The sequence below is a fragment of the Desulfosoma caldarium genome (assembly GCF_003751385.1).
GTDB classification, from domain to species: domain Bacteria; phylum Desulfobacterota; class Syntrophobacteria; order Syntrophobacterales; family DSM-9756; genus Desulfosoma; species Desulfosoma caldarium.
Window position 1 is genome coordinate 272,171 of record NZ_RJVA01000010.1, and the last position, 16,298, is coordinate 288,468.

Annotated in this window: 15 protein-coding genes and 1 tRNA gene; 7 read left to right on the forward strand and 9 right to left on the reverse strand. The window is 56.8% G+C overall.

Going from position 1 to position 16,298, the window contains the following annotated elements:
• The first annotated feature begins 2 nt into the window (after positions 1 to 2).
• Positions 3 to 3,059: a PAS domain S-box protein gene (locus tag EDC27_RS04405; RefSeq protein WP_123289401.1), complete on the forward strand. Its 3,057-nt coding sequence runs from the start codon at positions 3 to 5 to the stop codon at positions 3,057 to 3,059.
• A gap of 213 nt (positions 3,060 to 3,272) precedes the next feature.
• Here EDC27_RS04405 and EDC27_RS15925 read toward each other — a convergent pair whose 3' ends face one another.
• Entirely contained in the window at positions 3,273 to 5,267 is a 1,995-nt protein-coding gene (locus tag EDC27_RS15925) for a methyl-accepting chemotaxis protein (RefSeq protein ID WP_170161588.1), read from the reverse strand.
• Positions 5,268 to 5,294: 27 nt separating this feature from the next.
• Positions 5,295 to 5,801, reverse strand: coding sequence for a chemotaxis protein CheW (locus EDC27_RS04415; protein ID WP_123289402.1), 507 nt, complete (start codon positions 5,799 to 5,801; stop codon positions 5,295 to 5,297).
• 269 nt (positions 5,802 to 6,070) lie between these two features.
• Here EDC27_RS04415 and EDC27_RS04420 point away from each other — a divergent pair.
• The 5 genes from EDC27_RS04420 to EDC27_RS04440 all read left to right on the forward strand — a co-directional run bounded on the left by EDC27_RS04420 (position 6,071) and on the right by EDC27_RS04440 (position 9,922).
• Positions 6,071 to 6,147, forward strand: a tRNA-His gene (locus EDC27_RS04420).
• A gap of 110 nt (positions 6,148 to 6,257) precedes the next feature.
• A complete protein-coding gene (locus EDC27_RS16700) occupies positions 6,258 to 6,548 on the forward strand; it encodes a potassium channel family protein (protein ID WP_123289403.1) in 291 nt (96 codons plus the stop codon).
• A gap of 207 nt (positions 6,549 to 6,755) precedes the next feature.
• Positions 6,756 to 7,934, forward strand: coding sequence for an acetyl-CoA C-acetyltransferase (locus EDC27_RS04430; RefSeq protein WP_123289404.1), 1,179 nt, complete (start codon positions 6,756 to 6,758; stop codon positions 7,932 to 7,934).
• Between the two features lie 24 nt (positions 7,935 to 7,958).
• The gene (locus tag EDC27_RS04435; RefSeq protein WP_123289405.1) at positions 7,959 to 8,750 is read left to right on the forward strand and encodes an enoyl-CoA hydratase/isomerase family protein; all 792 of its coding nucleotides are present in this window, start codon (positions 7,959 to 7,961) and stop codon (positions 8,748 to 8,750) included.
• A 23-nt stretch (positions 8,751 to 8,773) separates the two neighbouring features.
• Positions 8,774 to 9,922 carry an acyl-CoA dehydrogenase gene (locus EDC27_RS04440; RefSeq protein ID WP_123289406.1) on the forward strand — a complete coding sequence of 383 codons (1,149 nt, stop codon included), beginning with the start codon at positions 8,774 to 8,776 and terminating at the stop codon, positions 9,920 to 9,922.
• Between the two features lie 313 nt (positions 9,923 to 10,235).
• On the opposite strand, the gene rpsU is transcribed toward EDC27_RS04440, so the two are convergent.
• Positions 10,236 to 10,427: a 30S ribosomal protein S21 gene (gene rpsU, locus EDC27_RS04445; RefSeq protein WP_123289407.1), complete on the reverse strand. Its 192-nt coding sequence runs from the start codon at positions 10,425 to 10,427 to the stop codon at positions 10,236 to 10,238.
• A gap of 168 nt (positions 10,428 to 10,595) precedes the next feature.
• Positions 10,596 to 12,638, reverse strand: a complete 2,043-nt coding sequence (gene fusA / locus EDC27_RS04450) for an elongation factor G (protein ID WP_123289408.1) — start codon at positions 12,636 to 12,638, stop codon at positions 10,596 to 10,598.
• 109 nt (positions 12,639 to 12,747) lie between these two features.
• Here fusA and EDC27_RS04455 point away from each other — a divergent pair, with 109 nt between their 5' ends.
• Positions 12,748 to 12,966: a hypothetical protein gene (locus tag EDC27_RS04455; protein WP_123289409.1), complete on the forward strand. Its 219-nt coding sequence runs from the start codon at positions 12,748 to 12,750 to the stop codon at positions 12,964 to 12,966.
• Positions 12,967 to 13,274: 308 nt separating this feature from the next.
• Here the strand turns inward: EDC27_RS04455 and rplQ are convergent, their stop codons facing one another.
• The 5 genes from rplQ to rpsM form a co-directional block, all read right to left on the reverse strand.
• Positions 13,275 to 13,691 carry a 50S ribosomal protein L17 gene (rplQ, locus tag EDC27_RS04460; RefSeq protein WP_123289410.1) on the reverse strand — a complete coding sequence of 139 codons (417 nt, stop codon included), beginning with the start codon at positions 13,689 to 13,691 and terminating at the stop codon, positions 13,275 to 13,277.
• A gap of 2 nt (positions 13,692 to 13,693) precedes the next feature.
• The gene (locus EDC27_RS04465; protein ID WP_123289411.1) at positions 13,694 to 14,704 is read right to left on the reverse strand and encodes a DNA-directed RNA polymerase subunit alpha; all 1,011 of its coding nucleotides are present in this window, start codon (positions 14,702 to 14,704) and stop codon (positions 13,694 to 13,696) included.
• Between the two features lie 129 nt (positions 14,705 to 14,833).
• Positions 14,834 to 15,460 carry a 30S ribosomal protein S4 gene (gene rpsD / locus EDC27_RS04470; RefSeq protein WP_123289412.1) on the reverse strand — a complete coding sequence of 209 codons (627 nt, stop codon included), beginning with the start codon at positions 15,458 to 15,460 and terminating at the stop codon, positions 14,834 to 14,836.
• Positions 15,461 to 15,517: 57 nt separating this feature from the next.
• The gene (gene rpsK / locus EDC27_RS04475) at positions 15,518 to 15,910 is read right to left on the reverse strand and encodes a 30S ribosomal protein S11 (RefSeq protein ID WP_123289413.1); all 393 of its coding nucleotides are present in this window, start codon (positions 15,908 to 15,910) and stop codon (positions 15,518 to 15,520) included.
• Between the two features lie 15 nt (positions 15,911 to 15,925).
• Positions 15,926 to 16,297: a 30S ribosomal protein S13 gene (gene rpsM / locus EDC27_RS04480; protein ID WP_123289414.1), complete on the reverse strand. Its 372-nt coding sequence runs from the start codon at positions 16,295 to 16,297 to the stop codon at positions 15,926 to 15,928.
• Between the last annotated feature and the right edge of the window lies 1 nt (position 16,298).

The following is a 16,298-nucleotide window of genomic DNA, read 5'->3' on the forward strand; positions in this document are numbered from 1 at the left end:
CCATGGCTCGAACATCGGTCCCCCGTTACAGCCGGTTTGTCCTTCTGAGTCTTCTTGCCTTTGAAACCGTTTCTATGGCTCTTCTTCTCGGCTGGATCTACCTGATACTCACTCGTTCGTACACCCAAGAGTTCCAACGAAGCCTCGATATGGAGACGGCCCAAATCCAGCTCAGCCTCCAAGAGCGCCTCAACTTTGCGATGGACAGACTCCGCTCGTGCGCCATGAACAATGCTCTTCGAGTGTCCTTGATGCTCGGGCTATCCCAACAAATCGACGAGCATCTCCGTCAGCATTACACCCCAAAGGGCAGCGGGATTCACATCTTCGTCCAGGACGCTGAAACGGGGCGTGTTTATGGCATGCCGCAAGACGGAGACATGGTAAGCCTTCAACTTTCTGAAGAACACGTCTCGTCCTTTTTCGCCTTTGGGCCCAAGATCTTTCCGTTTTTTCTTTCTAATCATTGCCTGTTTGTGGCCACATGGCCCATTCAGCGAAAGAACGAGCTACTGGGGACCGCCCTGTTGATCTACAACATCCAAGGCGACAGCAGATTCGGGTCCCTTTACCGCCCAGGAACAGCTCCGGTGCTGGGCTTTTGGAAGGGATTCAACTTTGTAGATGTTCTGACCGGGAACGAGATCTCTGGAAGGTTTATTCAAAGAGACAAAATAGGCCCTTTGTCTTTACTAAAACTTTCGACAAAGCCCAGTTATACCACTTTACCTCTGAGGAAGACCGAATTTGGACTTCATGCGGCCTTCTCCCTGGAGCCGCTGTCGCAACGTTTTTTCACGTTGCTGCAGACCTTTGGATTGCTTTTTCTTGTGGTTCTTGGCGCCACATGTTTGGTGGGGTTTCTTATCTACCGGCGCATGCATGACCCTTTGCAATCCTTACTCCACCACACCGAACAACTGGCAAGCAACCCGTCCCCGCATTTCATTGAGGAGGAAAAGATTCCTTTCTGGGAGTTTCGCACATTTGCAGCCTCCTTTAATACCATGCTTCGAAGTTTCCTGGAGCTGCAACGGCGCTTTGCCGAGCGAGCCGAAGAAAAACTGAAGGCGTCCGAGGAGCGGTACCAAGAGCTTGTGGAAACCCTACCCATAGGCATTGTGACCCTCGATGCCGGCGGTCGGTTCTTGTTTGCCAATCCGGCGGCGCTTTTCATCATGGGCTACGAACCCCAAGAGCTCAAAACCTTGACGCTGCAGCAGGTGATGGCATTCAAGCGCTCCGTCAGCGACTCCATGGAGGCAACCTGGAACAGCCGCGCAGGCCGTCAAAGCTCATCCCCGTTGATGACGCCTGGGCACAACGAAACCTCGGAGCCTCCTTTAAAAGACATGTCCGGCCCTTTTCCTGGGTGCCTTAGCGAGACGGATGCTGCGGAAGGTCCACTGGAGGCGGATCTGCGGCGCCCGGACGGCCGCACGGTGAGGGTGGAAACCTATTTCCGTGCAACACGTGTGGGTCCTGAGGACGTCTTGTTGCTCACTTTCTTTGACGTCACCCAGCGCAAGACGGCCGAAGAAAGCCGACGGCGTTTCATGACGGCCATTGAACAGGTGCCCGAACCCATTATTATCACAGACAAGGATCGCCGTGTCGTCTATGCCAATCCGGCCTTTGAGACCGTTTTCGGCTATGATCCCAAAGCGGTGATCGGACAGGACATGAGATCTCTTGTGGGAACGTCACAAAGTCAGTGGGCCTACGCCCAAGTGGAACAAGCTTTGCGGCACGGACAAACCTGGAAAGGCTTGCTGGTTAATCGGACGGCGTCCGGGGCTGAGATTGAGACAAGAACGAGCATCACACCCATTAAGGATGAGGACGGGGAGCTGAAATACATCGTCTATGTCAAACGGGATGTCACCGAGGAGCAGCAGCTGGAGAGGCGGCTTCGGCAGACACAAAAGCTGCAGGCCATCGGCACGCTGGCCGGCGGTATCGCCCACGATTTCAACAACATCCTTATGATCATTTTGGGAAATGCCCAAATGGCCATGAGGTTGGCCCAAAATGAAAAAGTGCATCGGCCGCTGGAAAGAATTCTTCAGGCCTCTCAGCGAGCTTCGGACATGGTGCGCCAAATCCTCACCTTCAGTCGAAGCGAGGATCGCCCGTTCCAAAGTGTGCGCTTAAAGAGCGTGGTTCAAGAAGCGTTGCAATTGTTGCGCGGCTCGTTGCCGGCCACGATTCGCATGGAAACGCACCTGGACGTCACCGATGATCTGGTCTTTGGCGATGCGACGCAGTTGCACCAAGTGATCATGAACTTGGGCACCAATGCCGCCTACGCCATGCGCGATGCCCACGGTCTTCTAAGTGTGTCGCTACGAGAAGAGGACTTGTCGGAGCCACGTTTGGCCCAAGCGCTGGGTGTGGCCCCGGGCATGTATCTGTGCCTGAGTGTCACGGACACCGGGCCGGGTATTCCGCCGGACCTTCTGGACCGCATCTTTGAGCCCTTTTTTACCACCAAACCTTTGGGAGAAGGAACGGGTTTGGGCTTGTCCGTGGTCCACGGCATTGTTCGAACCCACAAAGGGGGCATCGACGTGCACAGCGAGCCGGGCAAGGGGACCACCTTTCGTGTCTATTTGCCTAAGGGCGCAGCGGCTCGCACAGACCCTGTGATGGATAAGAACCGTATACGCGTCGCGTCGAAAAGGATTCTGGTGGTGGATGATGAGGAGATGGTTCGTGAGGTTCTAACGGATCTGCTCACAGCGGAGGCCCATCATGTGACGGCGGCGGCCTCCGCCCAGGACGCCATCGAACTTCTGGCATCGCCCGAGACTCCACCCTTTGATCTCATCCTTGTGGATCAAACCATGCCGCACATGACAGGCTTGGAATTCCTTGCGAAGATCAGAGAATATGGCAACCAGGTGCCTGCTGTGCTCTGTTCTGGAAACCCTCAAGACGTTTCCCCCGAGATCAAAAGATCTCTGAGCATTCACGGCGTCCTGACGAAACCCTTTTCCGTGGACATGCTTCATGCCGTCCTCGCGCAGCTTTTCGGCTCAGAATCTCACTCTTTATGAGAAATCTGTGTCCATTATGGAAGGGGCGCATGTGGCGAGACCGCATAGGCCGAAGGCTGCGCATCGGGAAAGTCGTCCGTCGAAGCAGCGCACGTCGCGAAATGGCATCGCGCCATGCGCCGCTTCGACTATCGAAACACAGAGGGTTTTCTCGGACGGCTTCTTGGAGGCCGTCCGAGCCCTTAAGACTAATCCCTTTTTGGACCGACCCCCTTAGAAATCGCCGAAGTCTTCATCAAACGGGATGAGCTCTTCGGGCTTTTGCGGCTTTGACGTCTTGGGTGAACTTATTGGACCTTTTCCGTTGCCCGCCTTTGACCCGGTCACGGATGGTGTGCGCGGCGTGTGATCTGCTGAGGTCCTTGTCTTTTCATGAAAAACACGTGCCGTTTCGGCGGGTTCTCGGCGCCTCTTCCCGATCCGAAACCTCCAGTCTTGGCCGTTCGCCCCGACCAATGCGGCCAGGCGCGTCACGTATTGGCGCATCTGCTCGGCCTGGGCGTTCAATTCCTCCGCCGCCGAAGCCGATTCCTCCGCATTCGCGGCATTTCTCTGCACCACCTTGTCCATTTCCGCCACGGCACGGTTCACCTGGTCGATACCTTCCGCCTGTTCGCCGGAGGCCGCGGCGATCTCTCCCATCAGTTCCCCGATTCGGCCTGACCCTTGGGCAACTTGGCTAAAGGCATTATTGGCTTCTCCAAGCGCACGATCGCCCTGATGCACCTTGTTGACCGTATCTTCAATGAGCTGGGCCGTGGTTCGAGCGGCCTCAGCGGCGCGCATCGCCAGATTGCGCACTTCATCGGCCACAACAGCAAACCCCGCTCCGGCCTCCCCGGCCCGGGCCGCCTCCACGGCCGCATTGAGGGCCAGCAGGTTGGTTTGAAAGGCGATTTCATCAATGGTTTTGATGATCTTTTGCGTCTCTTCACTGGCCGAAGCGATTTGTTTCATGGACTGGGTTAAGGCTTCCATGGACCGTTGCGCTTCCTGAATATCGCGCAAGGCCGCTTTGACAATGGCGTCCGCCTGACTGGCGTTGTCGGCGTTCTGGCGGGTCATGGACGCCATCTCTTCCAGCGCCGAGGACGTTTCTTCCAGCGATGCCGCCTGTTCGCTGGATCCTTCGGCCAGTTGCTGACTGGCCCCAGATACCTGGGACGCTGCCGATGCCACCTGCTCGGCGCCTTCCCTGAGCCCCGTCACCGATTCCATAATGGGCGTGGTGAGCCTTTGGGAAAACACATAAAACACACCCAAGGTGATGAAGATGGCCGCCATGCCGATAATGAGCATGCCCTTCACCTGACGGTGCACCGGCTCGAGGAATTCCGACACCGGTTGGGTCGCTCCGACCATCCATCCGTTGACGCCCACAGGAGCGTAGCCGGAAATCTTTTTTTCGCCCTTGAAGACGTAGTCCACCACGCCCACCGATCCAGAGGCCATGGCCCTGGCCAGATTTTCCAGGCCCGGGGTCTTGGTGAGATCGAGCTTGAGAATGAACTCCTTGTTCGGATGGGAAATGATTAGGCCTTGTCGGTCCACCATGTAGGCGTAGCCGGTTTTTCCCACCTTGGTCTTGCTCAGGGTCTCAATGAGATAGTCAATGTTGACGGTCAGCCCAAGCACACCTTGAAAGGAGCCGTTTCGGCCCTTGAGCGGCACCGCCGCGACCACCACAGGCTGATTGGAAACCTTGGATATGACCGGCTCGCCGATGACCACTTCCCCGGCGGCTTTAGCCTTTTGAAAATAGGGTCGTTCGGCGATTTTGACCCCCTTATAGACTTCCGTATTTCCGTCGGGCGTGGTTCCAGCGTATAGCGTTCCGAAGGCATCCGAGACAAAAACCCCTTCATAATGGCGACCGATATTGGTGAGCAGGCTGAGCAATTCCCGGTTTAGCGCCTCAATCTCCTCACGAGCGGTGTCCACCCCCTGCTCAGAAATTTTTTCTATGGCCGCCTGCAAGGTATCGAGACTCGCAAGAGCTCGAGCCGACCATTTCTCCCGATCCAGCGCGTCAGCTACTATCTGGGCCAGCCCTTTAGTTTGAGCAATGGTTGCCTGTTCGGCGTTTTCTCTCAGCCCGGAGGCCGCCTGCCTCGTCGAAAGGTATCCCGAGGTCACAAGACTCAAAAAAACCACCATAGCACCAACAGCAAGAAGTTTTCCCCTCAGTGTCCATGTTCGCATGAACATTTTCCTCTCCTTCACAAACGCTTGGGTTTAAGCCACCTTTTCCAGAACGCTCATCTCTTGGCTTGTGAGCACGCGGTCAATGTCCAAGAGGATCTTCACATTTTCTCCTGCCTTGGCCATGCCGAGAATGTATTCCGCGGCAAGGCGTGTGCCAAAGGTGGGAGTGTCCTCAATATCTTCCTCCTTAATGTTGACCACTTCGGAAACGGAATCCACCACGAGACCCATCATGACGCGCCCGGCCGCCAATCCTGACGCTTCCACCACAATAATGCAGGTGCGTTCGTTGTAGTCCATGCTTTCCATACCGAACTTGAGCCGCAGGTCGATCACCGGAATCACCTTACCTCGAAGGTTGATGACCCCTTTGACGTAGTCCGGAGTTTGGGGAACAGGGGTGATGGGCATCATGCCGATGATTTCTTTGACTTTTAGAATGCCGATGCCGTACTCTTCCCCACCCAAAGAAAACGTCAAGTACTTGCCCTCGCGATCCTTTCTCTCCTCCTCAGCTTTGGCCGTCATCATGCTCATCGTTCTCCTCCTTGTCATGTTCAATGCGTCCGTGCCCTGAATGGAAGCTTTTCTCTATCCTTGCCACCGACCAAGACGCCCAGGGGCTTCTCCATCACTGCCCTTTGGCTTGCCTATCCCGGCCAAGTGCTTGTGATGTTTGCGTGACACACAAGGGATCGGCATGTGGCGGCCAAAACTTGAGGTCCCGAGTCGAAAAAATTTTTTCTTGCTCGCGCCGTGGCGTTCATGGTAGGAAACGAACGTTTTTCAAAAGGTAAGATGTTGTGGTGGGTGTAGCTCAAGAGGTCAGAGCACTGGGTTGTGGCCCCAGAGGCTGTCGGTTCGAGTCCGATCACTCACCCCAGAGGATACAGGGCCGCCTGCGAAGGCGGCCTTTTTTCTTGGGGCCGCGAGCCGCGTGACGGCGCGGGCCAGCTTCGGACGCCCGCCCGTCGAGGCCGCCAGAGAGGGGGGATGCGACCTCTCGGCAAAGCTTTCCATGCCCCAAGGACATGCCATCACGAGTCGTGGAGTTCTGGTGATCCTGGCTTCATTCCTGGCCGCCGTCGCCTTAGACCTCCCTGGCTATATTACTCGTGCGGCTCCACGTTCGTGAAAGCGCTCTACATGACCGCCATCACGCGCAGCACCGTCGGCAACACAGAGTTTCGTCCTTTGGACACCCGGGGCCGCCTCTTTACGGCCGTGCTCATCGAGGGCGGGGTAAGTCTGGCGGCGTACCACATCGCCAGCGGCGTCGGCTAAATCTAGACGGCTCCTCGTGCCCAAAGGTCGCCGTGCGCAGCGCCCGAAGCGCCTCGAATGTCATTGTCCACGGGAGCGTTCTTGCGTTTGACAACCTCAAAGGCATCCCGTATATGGGATAAGGTAAGTTAGGTTTGCACATCAGTGATATGCTGCGGTTCTTGGCCAGGCGCCAAGCCGCGGCGACGCCACGCTCGGGAGGTGTTCATGGAACATGCTGTCATCGTCAGTGCCGTTCGAACCCCGATTGGTTCTTTTGGAAAATCGCTCGCGAATATTCCCGCCGTGCAGCTGGGTGTCATCGCCCTAAAGGAAGCTCTGGCACGGGTCGCGCTTGTTCCTGAGCAGGTGGACGAAGTCATTTTGGGCAACGTCCTTCAAGCAGCTCAGGGACAAAACCCCGCGCGCCAAGTGGCCGTGCATGCCGGCATTCCCCATGAGGTTCCTGCGTACACCATTAATAAAGTGTGCGCTTCAGGCTTGAAGTCCGTAATCCTCGCGGCCCAGGCCGTGGCCCTGGGAGACGCCGAGGTGGTCGTGGCCGGCGGCATCGAAAACATGAGCGCCTCTCCGTATGCCCTCACCCAAGCTCGTTGGGGCCACCGCATGGGCCACGGGCAGATATTGGATCTCATGATTCACGACGGCTTATGGGATATCTTTAACAATTACCACATGGGCATCACGGCGGAAAACGTGGCCGCTCATTACGGGATCAGCCGAGAGGCACAAGACCGGTTTGCCCTGGCTAGCCAGACCAAGGCTGAAGCCGCCATCAAGGAAGGTCGCTTTAAGGAGGAAATCGTTCCCGTAATAATTCCCCAGCGCAAAGGCGATCCCATGGTGTTTGATACGGACGAACACCCACGATTTGGAACAACCCTTGAAGCCTTGGCGAAGCTTCCACCCGCTTTTAAAAAGGACGGAACGGTGACGGCGGGCAACGCCTCCGGAATCAATGACGGAGCGGCCATTCTCGTTGTCATGTCCGAGAAAAAAGCGGCCTCCTTGGGACTCACACCTTTAGGCCTCATCCGCTCTTACGCGTCGGCCGGCGTCGATCCCGCCATGATGGGAACGGGCCCCATCCCCGCCAGTCGCAAGGCTTTAAAGAAAGCCGGTTGGTCTGTGGCGCAGTTGGACTTGGTTGAAGCCAACGAAGCCTTTGCGGCCCAGGCTTTAGCCGTAAACAAGGCCATGGAATGGAATCCGGACATCGTCAACGTCAACGGTGGAGCTATCGCTTTGGGGCATCCCATCGGTGCTTCCGGCGCGCGCATTCTGACGACCCTCCTTTACGAAATGAAACGGCGTCAGGCGCGTAGGGGGTTGGCCACATTGTGTATCGGCGGCGGCCAGGGCTGTGCCTTGACCATTGAACGTTAACCTTCGCAAAGGAAAGGTTCTACCATGGCATTTCAGAACATTCTTTTTGACGTGCACGATCATGTGGCCCTTGTGACCGTCAACCGTCCCAAGTCTCTTAACGCCCTGAACCCCGCAACCCTCGATGAACTCAAGCGCGCCATCGATCAAGTGCGCGAAGACGACGGGTTGCGCGTTCTGGTCTTGACGGGAGCCGGAGAAAAGGCTTTTGTGGCCGGAGCAGACATCGGTGAGTTTCCCAAGATGAATGCTTTGCAGGCCCGCCTTTTCGCTCAGAAAGGTCAAGACGTCTTTTTTGCCCTGGAGGAGCTACCCAAACCCACGATCGCGTGCGTCAACGGGTTCGCATTAGGCGGGGGACTGGAATTGGCCATGAGTTGCGATTTCATTTACGCCTCGGAAAAAGCCAAGTTCGGCCAGCCGGAAATCAATCTGGGCATCATTCCCGGCTTTGGTGGCACACAACGTCTGGCACGGCTCGTGGGACGCGCCAAGGCCAAGGAGCTGTGCATGACAGGGGAAATGATCGACGCCGCCACGGCTTTGCAATGGGGACTGGTGGCCAAGGTCTTTCCCGCCGAAACCCTTGTGGACGAAACCCTCAAGACGGCCAAGACCTTGGCGTCCAAAAGCGCTTTGGCTCTGCGGGCCATCAAGTTTGTCATTGACCGGGGTGTGGACGCAGACCTCAGGGCCGGGTGCAGCCTGGAAGTTGAAGCCTTTGGCCTGTGTTTCGCCAGTGAAGACGCCAAGGAAGGGGCTTTGGCCTTTTTGGAAAAAAGAAAACCCAACTTCAAGGGCTCTTTCATCGCCTAAAGTGATCCGGGAGGAACAGGACCATGCATTTTGAACTCACCGAAGAGCAAAAAATGATTCAAGACATGGCGCGCAAGTTTGCAGAAAGGGAAATCGCGCCGATCGCCGCCGAACTGGACCGCACGCATCGCCATCCCGAAGAGATCGTCAAGAAGATGGGTGAACTGGGCCTTATGGGCATTACCATTCCGCCCGAATACGGGGGCGCAGGCATGGACTACATCTGTTACGTGCTGGCCATGATTGAAATTTCCAAGGCGTGCGCCTCCTGCGGCGTCATCATGAGTGTGTGTAACAGCCTGTACAATTTCCCGGTCTACACCTATGGCACGGAAGAGCAGAAACAGCAGTTCTTGACGCCGGTGGCCAGCGGTGAATACTTGGGCTGTTACGGACTTACGGAAGCCGGCGCGGGGTCCGATCCGGCCCGCATGCGCACCACCGCGGTCCTCGACGGCAACGAATGGGTCATCAACGGTGAAAAGAAGTTCATCACCAATGGGAACGTGGCCCGCTACTGCGTTTTGGCGGCCGTCACCGATAAAGAGAAGGGCTACAAAGGCATCAGCTCCTTTCTGGTAGATCTGCACAACACGCCGGGATTCCGTGTGGGCCGCGTGGAAGAAAAGATGGGCATCAACGCCTCGGGAACGGCAGAACTCATTTTTGAAGATGCGCGCATTCCCAAAGAAAACCTTCTTGGAAAGGAAGGCGAAGGTTTCAAGCAAATGCTCACTACCCTGGACGGCGGCCGTATCGGCATCGCCGCCCAAGCCATCGGCATCGGACGAGCCGTCCTGGAAGAAGCCATCGCCTACAGCAAGACTCGGGAACAGTTCGGTCGACCCATCGCTTCCTTCCAGGCCATTCAGTGGAAGCTGGCAGATATGGCCACTCAGTTGGATGCAGCGGAGTTGCTGACACTTCGAGCGGCGTGGTTGGAACAGAACAATCGGGGCTATGAGAAGGAAGCCGCCATGGCCAAGATGTACGCCTCCGACACGGCCATGTGGGCCGCTATGGAGGGCGTTCAGATTCTGGGTGGTTACGGCTATTGCAAAGAATACCCCATGGAACGCCACATGCGCGATGCCAAAATCACCCAGATCTACGAAGGCACCAACGAAATCATGCGGCTTGTCATTTCCCGCGGTATTCTAGGAAAAATTTAGGGCCCACCCCACTAGGGGCATCATCTTTTTAGATAACAACCGAGCCGCCGGCGTCTTGTCCGCGGCTTGGCTCCGTTCAGCCAACCCACTGAGGGTTGCCCTTCACACCGCTCGTGAGCAAGGGCCCTGGGGAAAGAGGCCTCCCGTTCACAAAAAACCACATCGCGGAAAAGGCCCAACAGGGCACCGGAACAAAAAAACCCCGGCCTTCGTCCGGGGTTTTTTTATGGCAAACTGCAGGCTCATCGACCGGGGGCCGCCTCGAGGGCCCCTCTGAACATCTTGGCGCCCATAGAACCATCCCAGGGACTTCTCACAGGCCCTGTAGACGCCGCATTCGGCGCTGAATCCTTTTGATGGCTTTTTTCCGCTTTATCCGGCGGCGCTCCCCTTTGGAGAGGTAGTAATTGTGTCGCCGCAGGACGGGCTGCACATTCTTTTGAAAGTCCTTGCGCAGTTTGCGGATCTTTTTTTCAAAACTCTCCGTAGCCTCCGGTTCGGTCATTCAGATTTCACCTGCCTTTCAGCAACAAAAAAACCCTTACGGGGTTTTCGTTGGAATCGTTCCCGACGGCGTCCGGCACGCCGCGGGGAGAGCTACACGTCGTGAGCCTGCCGTCATGCTCTTAAGCGGTTCTGTTTATCACGAGCCATCTCTGAAGGCAACGGCTTTTTAAGAACTTAGCGCATCATAGCGGAAAAACTGCATGGTAAAGGTTGCCCGCCCTTGACTAGCCGATCGCAGCGCCGTGGAATATCCGAACATTTTGGACAGGGCGACGGTTGCTTCCACTATCTGAACGCCCCTCTTGGCCGTGATGCCTTCGATGCGTGCCTTGCGCAAGTTGAGGTCTCCAATTACCTCCCCGAGAAACTCGTCCGGGGTCAGCACCTCCACTCGCATGTACGGCTCCAACAACAAGGGCTCCCCTTTCGAAAAGGCATCCCGAAAGGCCATGCCGGCCGCCACGCGGTAAGCCAAATCTGTGGACAGGCCCTCTCGATGTTCTCCTCCGATGACCGCCACGTCCACATCCACCACGGGATATCCCATGAGTTCTCCGCTGGTTAAGGCGTCCATGATCCCCTCTTCCACGGCGGGCCACCAAATTTCGGGAATGGAACCATCCCGCACTCGATGCTCCACCCGGTTTCCCTTCCCCCGCTCCCTGGGCTCCACACGCACCTCCACCGCGGCAAAATGCTTGCTTCCACCAATGTCTCGGTCAAACAGGCCGCGGCCCAAAGCAGGTTTCTGAATGGTTTCGCGATAGACGACCTGAGGCTTGCCGGCATTGACGCCCACGGCATAATCCCGTTCCAGGCGGTTAATCAGAATTTCTAGGTGCAGCTCTCCCATGCCGCGAATGACCAGCTGCCCCGTGTCCGGGTCTTCCTTATAGCGAAATGTGGGGTCCTCATCGGCCAGCTTGGCCAGAGCATCGGGAAGCTTTTCCTGGTCCGTGCGCGTCTTCGGCTCCACGGCCACGGCCATGACGGGCTCATAGATCTCTATGGGCTCAAGCAAAATCGGATGTTTTTCATCGCAAAGCGTGTCACCCGTGGCGGCCGATTTGAGGCCCATCAAGGCCACAATGGTTCCGGCCCCGGCTTCTTCAAGCCGCTCCCGCTTGTTGGCATGCATGCGAAAAATGCGAGACAACTTCTCACGCGTCTTTTGCCGCGCATTATAGATCGCATCACCGGCGCGCAATCGACCCGAGTAAATGCGCGCATAGGTGAGCTTGCGTCCTTGATCCATAAAGATCTTGAAAGCCAAGGCTGCCAGAGGCTCGCTGTCGTCAGCCAAGCGTTGCACCCTCTCCTGCGTGATGGGATCGACGCCTTCAACCGGCGGAATATCCAGAGGGCACGGAAGAAATTGGACCACGGCATCCAAAAGGGGCTGAATACCCTTGTTCCGCAAAGCCGCCCCGCACAAGACGGGCACGGCGTCCAGATTTAAGGTCAGACGCCTCAGCACACGTTCAATCTCTTCCGGAGCGACCTCCTCTCCCTCCAGGTATTTTTCCATGACGCCGTCGTCCCATTCGGCCACCTTGGCCACCAATTCGTCCCGCGCTTCCATGGCAGCATCCAAAAACTGCGGCTCCACAGGCCCATAGGTGTATTCCGCGCCAAGGGTTTCATCCTTCCAGACAATCTGGCGCATGCGAAGGAGGTCCACCACGCCGCGAAAATCGGACTCTCGCCCCATGGGAATCTGCACGGGGATGGGCGTTGCTTGAAGCTTTTCTTTCATCTGTTCCAGGACCTGATAGAAATCGGCGCCGATACGGTCCATCTTATTGACGAAAGCAATCTTGGGCACCCTGTACTTGTCCGCCTGCCTCCAGACGGTTTCCGACTGTGGTTCTACGCCGCCCACGGCGCAAAACACGGCAATAGCGCCGTCGAGAACACGCAAGGATCTCTCCACCTCGATGGTGAAGTCCACATGGCCGGGAGTGTCGATGAGCTGAATCTGGTATCCCTTCCATTCACAGGTGGTCACGGCAGACGTGATGGTGATGCCGCGTTGCTGTTCCTGTTCCATCCAATCCATGATGGCCGTGCCTTCATGGACTTCGCCGATCTTGTGGGATCGCCCTGTGTAGTACAGAATGCGCTCGCTCACCGTGGTTTTTCCGGCGTCGATATGGGCGATGATACCGATGTTGCGAATCCTTCTGAGACGCTGCCTAACCGCCTTCATGCCATCACCTCATCGTGGACGCCACGACTTTAGAGGGGCCCTTGCTTTCCGCGCGCCCGTGATTAAGCATAGTATGCGCTGACACCTTATGCGGCCAAGGAGGTTGTATATGCCGAGAACCAAAACCATTTCACAGCCCAAAGCGCCCATCGCTTCGAAATCCCTGAAGGCCGTGCCGCATCCTGTGGCGTGCCGAGAGGGTCGAGGGGTGCGTTTCTTTGACTGTACTCATTACGACGACTGCTTGGATCAGGCCGCCAAGGCTCTCTGGACGGGCTTCACCTGTAGCCGTTGCCCCTTTTACCAGAATCCCTTCCACTCGGCATAAAAAAGCAGCCCGTCGCCTAGGGCGCCGGGCTGTCCTTTGATTTCCATGGATGTAGCCCAGATAACTGCGGAGGGCCTTCATGCCATGTTTCTGGCGGCAAGAAGCTCCATGCAGCTATGTTTTCTCCAGGCGCTCAGCGGACGCTTTCGAGCCGCGCGACCACCGCCTCTCTCCACGGCCATGCACCTTACGAGCCACAGGACTCGGCGCCTAGTTCCCGAGACCACACGGTCCACGGCCGCTTATGCCGCTCACCCCTTGCACGGTTTCGCCCTCCTTGCACTCCGCCAACGGGCCTCTCAAGACCACTAACGCTGCGCCGCGGTCGGCTCTTCGGATTGTGTCTTCTTTTTGGGCGTTGTCTTGATTTCGGCTCCCGTCAGCTCGATGAGACACATGGGCGCGCCGTCGCCTTTTCGAAATCCCATCTTCACGATGCGCGTGTAACCACCTTGACGTGCCTGGTACCGCGGCCCCAGTTCTGCAAAGAGTTTATGCACCACGCCCTTGGCGCGAATCACGGCCAAAGCCTGCCGCCTGGCGTGCAGGTCCCCGCGCTTACCCAGCGTGATCATGGCTTCAGCCCATCGCCGAATTTCCTTGGCCTTCGGAATGGTCGTCACAATGCGTTCGTGTTCCAAAAGCGAGGTAACCATATTGCGAAACATGGCCGTTCGGTGGCTGGAAGTTCGGTTGAGCTTCCGACCCGATTTCCTGTGGCGCATGGCTATTCCTCTTCCTTTCTTCTCTGTTCGATCTCTTCCCGACTCGGAAAGTTGTCCAGTTTCATCCCCAGCGTCAAGCCCATCTCCTGAAGAATCTCTTTGATCTCATTGAGTGACTTGCGACCGAAGTTCTTGGTTCGAAGCATTTCCGCTTCGGTCTTTTGCACCAACTCGCCGATGTAGCGAATGTCGGCGCTTTTCAGACAGTTGGCACTGCGCACCGACAGTTCCAGCTCATCTACGCTGCGAAACAGATTTTCGTTGAAGGTGGGCTCCTCAGCTTCCTCTTCCGCAAACGCCGGAGCCTCATAGTCCTCAAAATTCACGAAGACACTGAGCTGGTCTTTAAGAATCTTGGCCGCCACGGCCAGGGCATCCTCGGGTGTGACACTACCGTCGGTCCAGATTTCCATGGTCAGTTTATCATAGTCGGTGCGCTGCCCCACGCGAGCCTGGCTGACGTTGTAGCTTACCTTGCGCACCGGGCTAAAAATCGCGTCGATGGGGATCGTGCCAATGGTTTCCACCTTTTCCGGACCCCATTCGGCAGGCTCGTAACCCTTGCCTTCGTCCACCACAAGCTCCATGCGCACTTTACCGTCTCGCGCCAGGGTGCAGATGTGTTTGTCCGGGTTGAGAATGGTCACCGAGGAGTCCGTTCGAATGTCGCCAGCCGTTACGGGACCTTCTCCGGCTTTTTCCAGAACCACACGCTTGGGACCGTCCCCGTTCAAACGCAGGCGCACTTCCTTGAGATTTAAGATGATGTCCGTCACATCCTCCACAACCCCGGGGGCTGAGGAAAATTCATGAAGCACACCGTCGATCTTTACGGACGTAATGGCCGCGCCTCTCAGAGACGACAGCAGCACCCGTCGCAGCGCATTTCCTAGAGTCGTCCCGAAACCTCGCTCCAGCGGTTCACAGATGAATTTGGCATAGCAGTTCGGGTCTTCCCCGGGCTCTACCACCAGGGGTTTCGGTCGAATCAATTCGCGCCAGTTTTTCTCCATACCCGCCCTCATACCTTCGGCCGACCCGTGAACGTGATGGGCTTCACCTCACGGCCTCAAAAACGGACAGAGGCCTCCGCCATAAGGCAAGGCGGACCCTCTGCCCTGCATTCAAGTCTATCTTCCTTGTTACTTCGAGTAAAATTCAACCACCAGGTGCTCTTGCACCGGCAGCGGCATTTCTTCTCGCGTCGGAAGGCTTCTCATCGTGCCTCGATACGCTTCCTTTTCCAACTCCAACCATGGAACGAGACCGCGTCGCGGCAGGGCATCCAGCGCTTCGTTGATCACTCCCAAAGAGCGGCTCTTTTCCCGCACACTGATCACATCACCGGGCCGCAGGAGATAGGAAGGTATGTTCACCTTTCGCCCGTTGACGAGGAAGTGATTGTGCCGCACCAGCTGACGGGCCTGAGAACGCGAGTTGGCAAAGCCCAGACGATATACCGTGTTGTCCAGACGGCGCTCCAGCAGGATCAGGAAGTTCGTCCCGGTCACCCCTTTTTGCCGATCGGCTTCCTTAAAGTAGGCCTTGAACTGCTTTTCTAGGAGACCGTACGTTCTCTTAATCTTTTGCTTCTCACGAAGCTGCACGCCGTAGTCCGAAAGTTTACCGCGGCGCTGCCCGTGTTGACCCGGAGCGTAATTGCGCCGTTCAAAGGCGCACTTGTCCGAATAGCACCGGTCCCATTTGAGGTACAATTTCATGCTTTCCCGCCGGCACAGCCGGCATTGCGGACCTGTGTATCGCGCCAAGACCGATTCCTCCTTCTATATACCGAAGCCCTCAGGCCTCCTTGATCATCTCGCTGCTTACACTCGGCGACGCTTGGGCGGCCGACATCCGTTGTGAGGAATGGGCGTCACGTCCCGAATGACCGTCACATTTAATCCGGCCGCCTGCAACGCCCGCAGAGCCGCCTCACGGCCCGATCCCGGCCCCTTCACGTAGACCTCCACGTTTTGCAAGCCGTGTTCCATCGCCGCCTTGGCCGCAGCCTGAGCGGCCATCTGGGCGGCAAAAGGCGTGCTCTTGCGCGATCCCTTGAACCCTTGGTTGCCACCACTGGCCCACGAAAGGGTGTTGCCACTCATGTCCGTGATGGTCACGATGGTGTTGTTAAAGGTTGAACGAATATGCGCAATACCGTTTTGAACGTTTTTCCGCTCTTTTTTCTTTCGCGGACCACCTCTGCCACGTGCCATGGTGCCTCCACTTTCCTACTTCTTACGTTTGCCGATGACCGATCGACGTGGACCCTTGCGCGTCCGAGCATTCGTATGGGTGCGCTGCCCTCTGACGGGAAGTCCGCGGCGGTGCCTCAGCCCTCGATAGCAACCCAGATCCATGAGGCGCTTAATATTCATGGACACTTCCGCGCGCAGATCCCCTTCCACCTTGTACTGAGTGTCGATGACGCGACGGATGGCCGTGATCTGTTCCTCCGTCAAGTCATCGGACTTTGTTCCGGGATCCACCTTTGCCTCTTCCAGGATCTTGGACGCCGTCGTCCGCCCGATTCCATAGATATACGTCAGGGCGATTTCCATGCGCTTGTTTCTGGGTAGGTCAATGCCTGCAATCCGTGCCAAT

Bases quoted from the DNA above. Each gene is read 5' to 3' on its own strand.
- EDC27_RS04405 (WP_123289401.1), top strand. From the start codon at position 3: ATGGCTCGAACATCGGTCCCCCGTTACAGCCGGTTTGTCCTTCTGAGT.
- EDC27_RS15925 (WP_170161588.1), bottom strand. From the start codon at position 5,267: ATGTTCATGCGAACATGGACACTGAGGGGAAAACTTCTTGCTGTTGGT.
- EDC27_RS04415 (WP_123289402.1), bottom strand. From the start codon at position 5,801: ATGAGCATGATGACGGCCAAAGCTGAGGAGGAGAGAAAGGATCGCGAG.
- EDC27_RS16700 (WP_123289403.1), top strand. From the start codon at position 6,258: ATGCGACCTCTCGGCAAAGCTTTCCATGCCCCAAGGACATGCCATCAC.
- EDC27_RS04430 (WP_123289404.1), top strand. From the start codon at position 6,756: ATGGAACATGCTGTCATCGTCAGTGCCGTTCGAACCCCGATTGGTTCT.
- EDC27_RS04435 (WP_123289405.1), top strand. From the start codon at position 7,959: ATGGCATTTCAGAACATTCTTTTTGACGTGCACGATCATGTGGCCCTT.
- EDC27_RS04440 (WP_123289406.1), top strand. From the start codon at position 8,774: ATGCATTTTGAACTCACCGAAGAGCAAAAAATGATTCAAGACATGGCG.
- rpsU (WP_123289407.1), bottom strand. From the start codon at position 10,427: ATGACCGAACCGGAGGCTACGGAGAGTTTTGAAAAAAAGATCCGCAAA.
- fusA (WP_123289408.1), bottom strand. From the start codon at position 12,638: ATGAAGGCGGTTAGGCAGCGTCTCAGAAGGATTCGCAACATCGGTATC.
- EDC27_RS04455 (WP_123289409.1), top strand. From the start codon at position 12,748: ATGCCGAGAACCAAAACCATTTCACAGCCCAAAGCGCCCATCGCTTCG.
- rplQ (WP_123289410.1), bottom strand. From the start codon at position 13,691: ATGCGCCACAGGAAATCGGGTCGGAAGCTCAACCGAACTTCCAGCCAC.
- EDC27_RS04465 (WP_123289411.1), bottom strand. From the start codon at position 14,704: ATGGAGAAAAACTGGCGCGAATTGATTCGACCGAAACCCCTGGTGGTA.
- rpsK (WP_123289413.1), bottom strand. From the start codon at position 15,910: ATGGCACGTGGCAGAGGTGGTCCGCGAAAGAAAAAAGAGCGGAAAAAC.